This is a genomic window from Novosphingobium sp. 11B (genome assembly GCF_054589055.1).
The window spans coordinates 1-773 of record NZ_BAAILP010000053.1 but is presented as its reverse complement, the minus strand read 5'-3'; the positions used below and the strand labels follow the sequence as shown (position 1 = coordinate 773).

Sequence of the window (773 nt, the reverse complement as noted above, 5' to 3'; positions counted from 1 at the left end):
CGCCCCGCAGGCTGTGCAAACAAGTTGGCATCGAGCCGCAGTCGGCTGATGAGTGTGGCCCGGCGGACAATTGCATGTGCCAGTTCGTGGACAGCAAAGCTGCTGTCGCCAATGAAGATGATCCGCCGACCCGGCAGCCAGCGAGACAGCTGTAGCGCGCCCTGCCGCGCCCAGTCCGTCAGCAATTTATGACGACAGCCGCGTTGACGGTTCGATCGTTCCGAAGGAGCGAGCAACGTCAAGACTGGCAGCGCTTTGATCAGGCGGGTCCATGACACCGGGGTGAGCACCATAAAACTGAGCCAGCGCAGTCCGCTAGCTTTGACGAAATGGCCGTGACTGGAGCGGACCGGGTCGCGGTAGATACCCCGTGCGGTGATCCGGCGCCCCCATCGCCGCTCAATGGTGTCGTCCATACCGATGACCACAGGACCATCGGGCACGAGCCGTTCGACCACAATGCCCAGTAAACGCCTGGCAACGGCACGGGAGCTCCAGCGGGCGCGGTTGAGGATCTGGTGATAGGTTGCAAAGTTGGCAGCATCGCCCCGGCCGGTCACGCGCAGGCAAGACGTGACGGTCCGTTTGCCCGTGGCCAGCACGCCCCCCATCACAAGAACAAGTACATGCTCCCAACTGGGAGCCGTAAAGCAGGGACGCCATGCCTGCAGCCATTGGCGCAGGATCTGGGGGACGGGATCGCCGATCACGGCCTTGTTCTGGTCCAACATCCCATGCTTCGAGTCCTGACTGAAGCACGTTGCAACGCTTAG

The 773-nt window shown here is 62.4% G+C and carries 1 protein-coding gene; it reads right to left on the bottom strand.

Annotation, left to right across the window (positions count from 1 at the left end):
• A partial coding sequence (locus tag ACYPYD_RS04340) for a transposase (protein WP_459662217.1) occupies positions 1-731 on the bottom strand: 731 nt, incomplete at its 3' end.
• Positions 732-773 lie beyond the last annotated feature (42 nt).